This window comes from Xanthomonas floridensis (assembly GCF_001642575.1).
GTDB lineage: Bacteria > Pseudomonadota > Gammaproteobacteria > Xanthomonadales > Xanthomonadaceae > Xanthomonas > Xanthomonas floridensis.
The window spans coordinates 113,182-121,430 of record NZ_LXNG01000013.1 but is presented as its reverse complement, the minus strand read 5'-3'; the positions used below and the strand labels follow the sequence as shown (position 1 = coordinate 121,430).

The 8,249-nt window shown below is 66.2% G+C and carries 9 protein-coding genes; all 9 read left to right on the top strand.

The features are described from left to right. The first annotated feature begins 578 nt into the window (after window positions 1–578). Genes A7D17_RS09275 through hisIE form a run of 9 tightly spaced genes read left to right on the top strand, consistent with a single transcriptional unit; the run spans window position 579 to window position 8,040 of the window. Window positions 579–905: a YerC/YecD family TrpR-related protein gene (locus A7D17_RS09275; RefSeq protein ID WP_064508805.1), complete on the top strand. Its 327-nt coding sequence runs from the start codon at window positions 579–581 to the stop codon at window positions 903–905. 9 nt (window positions 906–914) lie between these two features. After that, the gene (gene hisG, locus A7D17_RS09270; protein ID WP_064508804.1) at window positions 915–1,829 is read left to right on the top strand and encodes an ATP phosphoribosyltransferase; all 915 of its coding nucleotides are present in this window, start codon (window positions 915–917) and stop codon (window positions 1,827–1,829) included. Beyond that, entirely contained in the window at window positions 1,826–3,121 is a 1,296-nt protein-coding gene (hisD, locus tag A7D17_RS09265) for a histidinol dehydrogenase (RefSeq protein ID WP_064508803.1), read from the top strand. The genes hisG and hisD overlap by 4 nt, the downstream gene beginning before the upstream one ends. Beyond that, the gene (gene hisC / locus A7D17_RS09260; RefSeq protein WP_064508802.1) at window positions 3,118–4,206 is read left to right on the top strand and encodes a histidinol-phosphate transaminase; all 1,089 of its coding nucleotides are present in this window, start codon (window positions 3,118–3,120) and stop codon (window positions 4,204–4,206) included. Before hisD ends, hisC begins: the two co-directional genes overlap by 4 nt. Continuing rightward, entirely contained in the window at window positions 4,203–5,330 is a 1,128-nt protein-coding gene (gene hisB, locus A7D17_RS09255) for a bifunctional histidinol-phosphatase/imidazoleglycerol-phosphate dehydratase HisB (protein WP_064508801.1), read from the top strand. The genes hisC and hisB overlap by 4 nt, the downstream gene beginning before the upstream one ends. Continuing rightward, window positions 5,327–5,929: an imidazole glycerol phosphate synthase subunit HisH gene (gene hisH, locus A7D17_RS09250; RefSeq protein WP_064508800.1), complete on the top strand. Its 603-nt coding sequence runs from the start codon at window positions 5,327–5,329 to the stop codon at window positions 5,927–5,929. The genes hisB and hisH overlap by 4 nt, the downstream gene beginning before the upstream one ends. Next, entirely contained in the window at window positions 5,926–6,660 is a 735-nt protein-coding gene (gene hisA, locus A7D17_RS09245) for a 1-(5-phosphoribosyl)-5-[(5-phosphoribosylamino)methylideneamino]imidazole-4-carboxamide isomerase (protein WP_064508799.1), read from the top strand. The genes hisH and hisA overlap by 4 nt, the downstream gene beginning before the upstream one ends. After that, complete coding sequence (hisF, locus tag A7D17_RS09240; RefSeq protein WP_064508798.1) at window positions 6,654–7,430, top strand: imidazole glycerol phosphate synthase subunit HisF; 777 nt, start codon at window positions 6,654–6,656, stop codon at window positions 7,428–7,430. The genes hisA and hisF overlap by 7 nt, the downstream gene beginning before the upstream one ends. Further along, window positions 7,420–8,040 (top strand): bifunctional phosphoribosyl-AMP cyclohydrolase/phosphoribosyl-ATP diphosphatase HisIE, encoded by a 621-nt coding sequence (hisIE, locus tag A7D17_RS09235; RefSeq protein ID WP_064508797.1) that lies wholly within the window; start codon window positions 7,420–7,422, stop codon window positions 8,038–8,040. The genes hisF and hisIE overlap by 11 nt, the downstream gene beginning before the upstream one ends. Window positions 8,041–8,249 lie beyond the last annotated feature (209 nt).

Genomic DNA, 8,249 nt, shown 5'->3' with positions numbered 1-8,249 from the left:
CTTATCGTTACGAGCGCCTACTCGAGCAACTGTTCGGGCGTTTGCCAGGAGATTGCGGCGTGGCGAGCTGGCTCTCCCGCGGTCGGCAAGACCAAGGGGTTATCGGTCGACCACGCCGCCTCTCGACTCCTAATCTGGCAGATCGCCAAGAGATAAGGGGGGCAGCTGTCCTCCGCGCCCGAAACGCCTTGTTTTGCTCCCTTCTCCCGTCAACGGGAGAAGGTGGCGCGCAGCGCCGGATGAGGGTGGCTCTGAGGCTTTCCTCCAGCTCAGCCGAGAGGCATGGGCGCAATGCTCACCCAGACGATGTTGCTGCTTTGCGATTTGCAAGGCGCGCAATCTGCACTTGAAACAGTGGACAGTGCTGCACTGGACCTCGTCCCCATCCGCCCTTCGGGCACCTTCCCCCCGCAGGCGGGGAAAAGGTCTTGTTCGGTTCTCCGTGCAGCGAGGCGAGAGCAGGCGAGCGCAAAGCCGCATGACTAGACGCCAACCGAGCTGTCCTGACGTCGCCGCCCGACCAGGTGACAAGTGGCACCATTTGCGTTAATGTACTAACACGCTATTACATTAACGCAATGAAACAACGACCTGCCCCCCGCGAACCCACCGATGTTGCCGCTTCGCTGCAGATGCTGTCCGAGGCCTTGGCCTGCCTGCATGCGCCCGGTGCAGTGGAGGCCTTCCTGCGCGATCTGTGCACTCCGGCCGAGCTCGAAGCCATGGCCGACCGCTGGCGGGTGGTGCCTCTGTTGATCAAGGGCGTGCCGTACCGCGAGATCCACGAGCTGACCCAGGTCAGCGTGACCACCATCGGGCGCGTTGCGCGCACCCTGGAACACGGCGCCGGCGGTTATGCCGCGGCCCTGCGCGAGCAAGCCGCGCGCCCTGTCGAATCCCACTGAGAGAACAAGATGAGTGCTTCCACGGCAGCACCGGCACGTGACCGGTTGCGTATTGCCATCCAGAAAAACGGTCGCCTGGCCGAGCCGGCGCGCAGCCTGCTGGCCGCCTGTGGGCTGAGCTGGCGGCAGAGCCGCGACAAATTATTCTGCTACGGCGAATCGCTGCCGGTGGACCTGTTGCTGGTGCGCGACGACGACATCCCGGGCCTGATCGCCGATGGCGTTTGCGACCTGGGCATCGTGGGGCAGAACGAGCTGGACGAGCAGGCATCGGCGCGTCGTCGCGCTGGCTTGCCGGCCGCCTATCACGCCGTGCGCGGGGTCGGTTTCGGCCAATGCCGATTGATGCTGGCGGTGCCGGAAGAATGGGACTGGCAGGGCGTGGCGCAGTTGGCGGGCAAGCGCATCGCCACCAGCTACCCGGCGATCCTGGCTGACTGGCTGGAGCGGCAGGGGATCGATGCGGCGGTGGTGGAGTTGTCTGGTTCAGTGGAAATCGCCCCGCGCCTGGGCACCGCCGATCTGATCTGCGATCTGGTCTCCAGCGGCGCCACCCTGGCGGCCAACCAGCTCAAGCCGGTGGAGCTGGTGATGGAAAGCGAAGCCGTGCTGGCCGGCGCCGTGCGCGAGCCGGCCGATGCGCGCGCGGCGTTGCTGGCGATGCTGCTGCGGCGCATGGATGGCGTGCTCAAGCTGCGCGACAGCAAGCTGCTGATGTTCCGCGCCGAACACGGCAACGTGGATGCGCTGCGCCGTCTGCTGCCCGATGCCGAGCCGCTGGTGCAACTGCCCGACGATGGCAACGGCGCGTTGCGCCTGCAGACCATGTGTCATGGCGCGGTGACCTGGCAACGCTTGGAAGAACTCGAACGCGCAGGTGCGCAAGGTCTGATGGTGTTGACGGTGGAGCGCTCGCTGGCATGAATATTCTCGATTGGTCGGACCTGGACGCTGCTGCACGGACGCAGGCATTGACCCGGCCGGTGCAGACCGTGGCCACGCAGACACGCGACGCCGTGGCTGCATTGATTGACGATGTGCGTGCACGCGGCGATGCCGCCTTGCGCGAGATCACCTCGCGTTTCGATGGCGTGTCGCTGGATTACTTTGCAGTGAGCGAGGCCGAATTCGCCGCCGCCGACGCCGCGGTGGCGCCGGAGCTGCGTCAGGCGATGCAGGACGCCGTCGCGCGCATCGACACCTTCCACCGCGCCGGCATGAGCGATGGCTATGCGGTGGAAACCGCGCCAGGTGTGGTTTGCGAAAAGATCGTGCGGCCGATTGGCCGGGTGGGGCTGTATGTACCGGCCGGTAGCGCACCGTTGCCGTCGACTGCGTTGATGCTCGGCGTTCCCGCGCGTCTGGCCGGTTGCCGCGAGGTCGTGCTGTGCACGCCGCCGCGCAAGGACGGCAGCGTGGACCCGGCGGTGCTGGTGGCCGCGCAGCTGACCGGCGTGCGCCGGGTGTTCAAGCTCGGCGGTGCGCAGGCGATTGCCGCGATGGCCCATGGCACCGAATCGGTGCCGAGCTGCGACAAGTTGTTCGGGCCGGGCAATAGCTATGTCACCGAAGCCAAGCAGCAGGTGGCGCAGTCGGGTGCGGCGGCGATCGACATGCCGGCCGGTCCGTCGGAAGTGCTGGTGATTGCCGATGCCGGCGCGCAGCCGGCGTTCGTGGCCGCCGACCTTTTATCGCAGGCAGAGCACGGCCCCGATTCGCAGGTGTTGCTGCTGTCCGATAGCGATGCGTTGATTGCCGCCGTGCAAGTGGAGTTGGATGCGCAACTGGCACAGCTGTCGCGTGCGGAGATCGCCCGCCAGGCGCTGGCGCAGTCACGGCTGATCAAGGTGCAGTCGCTGGACGAGGCGTTTGCCATCAGTAACCGTTACGCACCGGAACATCTGATTCTTGCGCTGCGCGAGCCACGTGCATGGCTGGGCCAGGTCGAGGCGGCCGGCTCGGTATTTTTGGGCGACTACACACCCGAAGCACTGGGCGATTACTGCAGCGGCACCAACCACGTCTTGCCGACCAGCGGCGCGGCGCGTGCGTATAGCGGCGTGAGCGTTGCAAGTTTCCAGAACATGGTGAGCGTGCAGTCCGCGAGCAAGGCCGGTATCGCCGGCATCGGCGAGTGCGCGCTGATTCTGGCGCGCGCCGAAGGCCTGGATGCGCATGTCAATGCGGTGGCGTTACGAATGGGAGTGGCGGCATGAGCACATCCTCGATTCTTGAACTGGTACGCGAGGACTTGCGTGCGTTTGCCGGCTATTCGTCGGCCCGTACCAGCGCCTTGCAGGGCGATGTCTGGCTCAACGCCAACGAGTCGGCCTGGGGCAATCCTGCCGACCCGCAGGGCAGCATGCGCCGCTATCCCGACCCGCAACCAGGCGCGCTGCGCAGTGCCTTGGCGGCGCTGTATGGCTGTGCGCCGGAACAGTTGTTGATCGGCCGTGGCAGCGACGAAGCGATCGATCTGCTGGTGCGTGGCCTGTGCGTGCCCGAGCGCGATGCGGTGGTGGTCACCCCGCCGGTGTTCGGCATGTATGCGGTGTGCGCGCGCTTGCAGAATGCGCCGCTGGTCGAGGTGCCGTTGGTCGATGGCGGCGACGGCTTTCATGCCGATATTCCGGCCATCGTGGAAGCCGCGCTGGCGACGAAGGCCAAGCTGGTGTTCCTGTGTTCGCCGTCCAACCCGGCCGGTTCGGCGATCGCGCTACAGGATGTGGAAACCGCTTTGCAGGCACTGCAAGGCAAGGCGCTGGTGGTGGTGGATGAAGCCTATGGCGAATTTTCCGATGTGCCATCGGCGATCGGCCTGCTGGAGCGCTACGACAACCTGGCCGTGCTGCGCACCTTGTCCAAGGCACACGCGCTGGCGGCCGCGCGCATCGGCAGCCTGATTGCCAACGCGCAATTGATCGCGCTGCTGCGTCGCTGCCAGGCGCCGTACCCGGTTCCCACGCCGTGCGCGGCGATGGCAGTGCAGGCGCTATCCGCGCCGGCGCTGGAAGTCACCCGCCGGCGCATTGCCGAAGTGCGCAGCGAGCGCGAGCGCGTTCGTCTCGCCTTGGCGCAACTGCCTGGCGTGCGCCGGGTCTATGCATCGCAGGGCAATTTCCTGCTGGTGCGCTTCGACGACGCAGAAGCCGCGTTCCAGGCCCTGCTGGAGGCCGGGGTAGTGGTGCGCGATCAACGCGCGGTGCCGCGCCTGTCCGATGCATTGCGCATCACGCTGGGTACGGCCGAACAGAACCAACGCGTGCTTGGCGCGCTGCAGCGCAAGCAGGAGGCCGCATGACCCCGATTCTTTTCGTCGACCGCGATGGCACGCTGATCACCGAGCCGGCCGATTACCAGATCGACGCGTATGAAAAGCTGCGCTTCGTCGACAACGTCATCCCGGCGATGCTCAAGCTGCGCGATGCCGGCTACCAGTTCGTCATCGTCAGCAATCAGGATGGGCTGGGCAGCGAGAGCTATCCGCGTTCTGCCTTCGACGGCCCCAATAACCTGATGCTGCAGATCTTCGCCAGCCAGGGCATCGCGTTCCGCGAAGTGCTGATCGACTGCAGCTGGCCGGCCGACAATGCGCCCACGCGCAAGCCCGGCGTCGGCTTGATGGTGCCGTACCTGCAGGACCGCAACATCGACTGGGCGCGCTCGGCAATGGTGGGCGACCGCCTCACCGATATCCAGTTCGCGCAGAACCTCAACATCCGTGGTTTCCAGTTGCGCACTGCCGAATTCGGTGGCGAGTGGGACTGGCCCGGCATCGCGCACGAACTGGCCGATACGCCGAGGCGTGCGCTGGTCCAGCGCACCACCAAGGAAACCAGGATTCGCGTCGAGCTGGACCTGGATCGCGTGGCTGAGCCGCATACCGCCACCGGTCTGCCGTTTTTCGATCACATGCTGGAACAGATCGGCAAGCACGGTGGATTTGCGCTGGACATCCGTGCCGACGGTGATCTGCACATCGATGAGCACCACACCATCGAAGACACCGGCCTGGCGCTGGGTCAGGCGCTGCGCGAAGCGCTGGGCAACAAGCGCGGCATCGGCCGGTATGGTTTCGATCCGCCGGAAAGCCCATGGCTGGCCGCAGGCGAGGGCGCACACCATGGCTTTACCCTGCCGATGGACGAAACCATCGCCAGCGCCGCACTCGATTTCAGTGGCCGGCCGTACTTCGTGTTCGAAGGTGACTTCAAGCGCGAGCGGGTAGGCGACATGCCCACCGAACTGGTGCCGCATTTCTTTCGCTCGATCTGCGATGCGTCCGGATTGAACCTGCATCTGAGCGTGCGTGGCGACAACGACCACCACAAGGTGGAAGCCTGCTTCAAGGCGTTGGCACGTGCGCTGCGCCAGGCGATCCGCCGCGAAGGCACCGCCTTGCCGTCCACCAAGGGCGCGCTATGACCGCCGTTGCGCTGATCGATGCCGGTGGCGCCAATCTGGGCTCGGTGCGTTATGCGCTGGAGCGGCTGGGCGTGGACGCACGGGTGGTGCGCGATGCAGCGGGGTTGCAGGGCGCGCAGCGGGTGATCCTGCCGGGCGTCGGTGCGGCGCCGGAGGCGATGTCACGCCTGCGTGCGCAAGGCCTGGTCGAACCATTGCAGCAGCTGCAGGTGCCCTTGATCGGCATCTGCCTAGGGATGCAGTTGCTGTTCGAACACTCCGAAGAAGGCGATGTCGACTGCCTTGGGTTGCTGCCGGGCATCGTGCGCCACATGACGCCGGCGCTGGGCATCCGCGTGCCGCACATGGGCTGGAATCAGCTGCTGCCGCTGCGCGAGTCCGCGCTGCTGGCCGGCCTGCCGGAGCGCGCCAGTGCGTATTTCGTGCATGGCTACGCGGCGCCGGTGACCGCCGATACCGTGGCCGCCTGCGATCACGGCGGTCTGTTCACTGCCGTGGTGCAGCAGGGGCTGCGCTGCGGCGCGCAGTTCCACCCCGAGCGTTCGGCAGATACCGGTGCACGCATCCTGCGCAATTTTCTCGAGATGAGCTTTCCATGAGTTTTACTGTCTACCCGGCGCTGGATATCCGCAACGGGCGCGTGGTGCGCTTGTTGCAGGGCGATTACGCGCGAGAAACCCAGTATGGCGACGATGTCGTGCCGCGTGCGCAGGCGTTTGCCGATGCCGGCGCACAGTGGATGCATCTGGTGGATCTGGATGCGGCCAAGGCTGGCGGCTATACCTTGGCCGGCACGCTGGGCGAGATCGCGCGGGCCACCGGCTTGCAGGTGCAGACCGGCGGCGGCGTCCGTTCGCGCGACGACGTGGCGCGCATCCTCGACGCAGGTGCGGCGCGTGTGGTGATCGGCTCATTGGCGGTGCGCGAGGCCGACACCGTGATCGCCTGGTTGCAGGAATTTGGCGCCCAGCGGCTGACCATTGCGCTGGACACGCGCCAGGATGCCGCCGGTGTGTGGCAATTGCCGGTGCATGGCTGGACCGAGGCGGCCGAGGCCACCCTGGATCAACTGGCGGTGCGTTATGCGCAGGCCGGCCTGCAGCACCTGCTGTGCACCGACATCGCGCGCGACGGCATGCTGTCCGGGCCGAACATGGCGTTGTACGCGCATCTGCGTGCGCTTGCGCCGCAGTTGCAGGTGCAGGTCTCCGGCGGCGCGCGCAATCTTGCCGATGTGGCTGCGGCCAAGGCATCGGGCTGCGCCGGCATCGTGCTGGGCAAGGCCTTGCTCGAAGGTCACCTGAATCTCAACGAGGCATTGGCATGCTGAGCCGGCGCATCATTCCGTGCCTGGACGTGCGCGATGGCCGCGTGGTCAAGGGCGTCAAGTTCCGCGACCACATCGACATGGGCGACATCGTCGAACTGGCGCTGCGTTACCGGGAGCAAGGCGCCGATGAGCTGGTGTTCTACGACATCGGTGCCAGCCCGGAAGGGCGTTCGGTCGATTACACCTGGGTGGAGCGGGTGGCGCGGCTGATCGATATCCCGTTCTGTGTGGCCGGCGGCATTCGGGATGTCGACACCGCGCGTGCGGTGCTGCATGCCGGTGCCGACAAGATTTCAATCAATTCTCCGGCGCTGGGCCGCCCGCAACTGATCTCCGAACTGGCCGACGCCTTCGGCGTGCAGTGCGTGGTGGTCGGCATCGATTCCATTCGCGAAGAAGACGGCCAGTGGCGGGTGCGTCGCTACACCGGCGACCCCAGCAAGACCCAGGCGCTGCCGATGCGCACGCTGGACTGGGTGGCCGAAGCGCAGCGCCTGGGCGCTGGCGAGATCGTGCTCAACTGCATGGACAATGATGGGGTGCGGCGCGGTTACGACATCGCACAACTGCGTCAGGTGCGTGCGTTGTGCCGGGTGCCGTTGATCGCCTCCGGCGGTGCCGGCGAGATGCAGCACTTTGCCGATGTGTTCGACCAGGCCGACGTGGATGGCGCGCTGGCCGCCAGCGTGTTCCATAGCGGCGCGATTCCGATTCCCGAACTCAAGCAATTTTTGCGGGCGCAACAGATCGAGGTACGTGATGGGCAGTGACACCGTGGCAACCGACGATGCGCTGCAAGCGCTGGACTGGAGCAAGGGCGACGGCCTGCTGCCGGTGGTCGTGCAGGACGCCGACAACCTGCGCGTGTTGATGCTGGGTTACATGAACTCCGAAGCCCTGGCTGTCACGCAGCAGCGCGGCGAGGTCACCTTCTTCAGCCGCAGCAAGCAGCGCCTGTGGACCAAGGGCGAGAGCTCGGGCAACGTGCTGCGCGCGGTTTCCATCGAGGCCGACTGCGACGCCGACACGCTGCTGGTGCTGGCGCGCCCGCACGGGCCCACCTGCCATCTGGGCCGCACCAGCTGTTTCCCGAGTGCGCCTGGCCAGTTCCTGGGCAGCCTGGATGCCCTGATCGCCACTCGCGAGCAGGAGCGTCCGCACGGCAGCTACACCACCTCACTGTTTGAGCAGGGCATTCGCCGCATCGCGCAGAAGGTGGGCGAGGAGGGCGTGGAAACCGCGCTGGCCGGGGTGGTGCAGGGCGATGCCGAGCTGCTCGGCGAGTCGGCCGACCTGCTGTATCACCTGATCGTGCTGCTGCGCGCGCGCGGCCTGGGACTGGGCGATGCGGTGGCGCTGCTGGAATCGCGGCACACATAATCGCATCCCATGCACTAGGCACTGCAAGAGCGCGCCCGGCGTTACCAATAACGTGTCAGTACACGCAGGCGCCTTCATGCGCGGGGCGTCGCCTGGTCGCTCATCGCGGCCAATCCGCGTTACCTACTGACCGTCCTGCTGCACGCGTGCACCTCGACTGTGGGGCGATGCGTTAGCGCTGCCGGAATCAAGGCTCACGTAGCACCTCG

Bases quoted from the DNA above. Each gene is read 5' to 3' on its own strand.
- hisG (WP_064508804.1), top strand. From the start codon at position 915: ATGAGTGCTTCCACGGCAGCACCGGCACGTGACCGGTTGCGTATTGCC.
- A7D17_RS09275 (WP_064508805.1), top strand. From the start codon at position 579: ATGAAACAACGACCTGCCCCCCGCGAACCCACCGATGTTGCCGCTTCG.
- hisIE (WP_064508797.1), top strand. From the start codon at position 7,420: ATGGGCAGTGACACCGTGGCAACCGACGATGCGCTGCAAGCGCTGGAC.
- hisH (WP_064508800.1), top strand. From the start codon at position 5,327: ATGACCGCCGTTGCGCTGATCGATGCCGGTGGCGCCAATCTGGGCTCG.
- hisF (WP_064508798.1), top strand. From the start codon at position 6,654: ATGCTGAGCCGGCGCATCATTCCGTGCCTGGACGTGCGCGATGGCCGC.
- hisA (WP_064508799.1), top strand. From the start codon at position 5,926: ATGAGTTTTACTGTCTACCCGGCGCTGGATATCCGCAACGGGCGCGTG.
- hisD (WP_064508803.1), top strand. From the start codon at position 1,826: ATGAATATTCTCGATTGGTCGGACCTGGACGCTGCTGCACGGACGCAG.
- hisB (WP_064508801.1), top strand. From the start codon at position 4,203: ATGACCCCGATTCTTTTCGTCGACCGCGATGGCACGCTGATCACCGAG.
- hisC (WP_064508802.1), top strand. From the start codon at position 3,118: ATGAGCACATCCTCGATTCTTGAACTGGTACGCGAGGACTTGCGTGCG.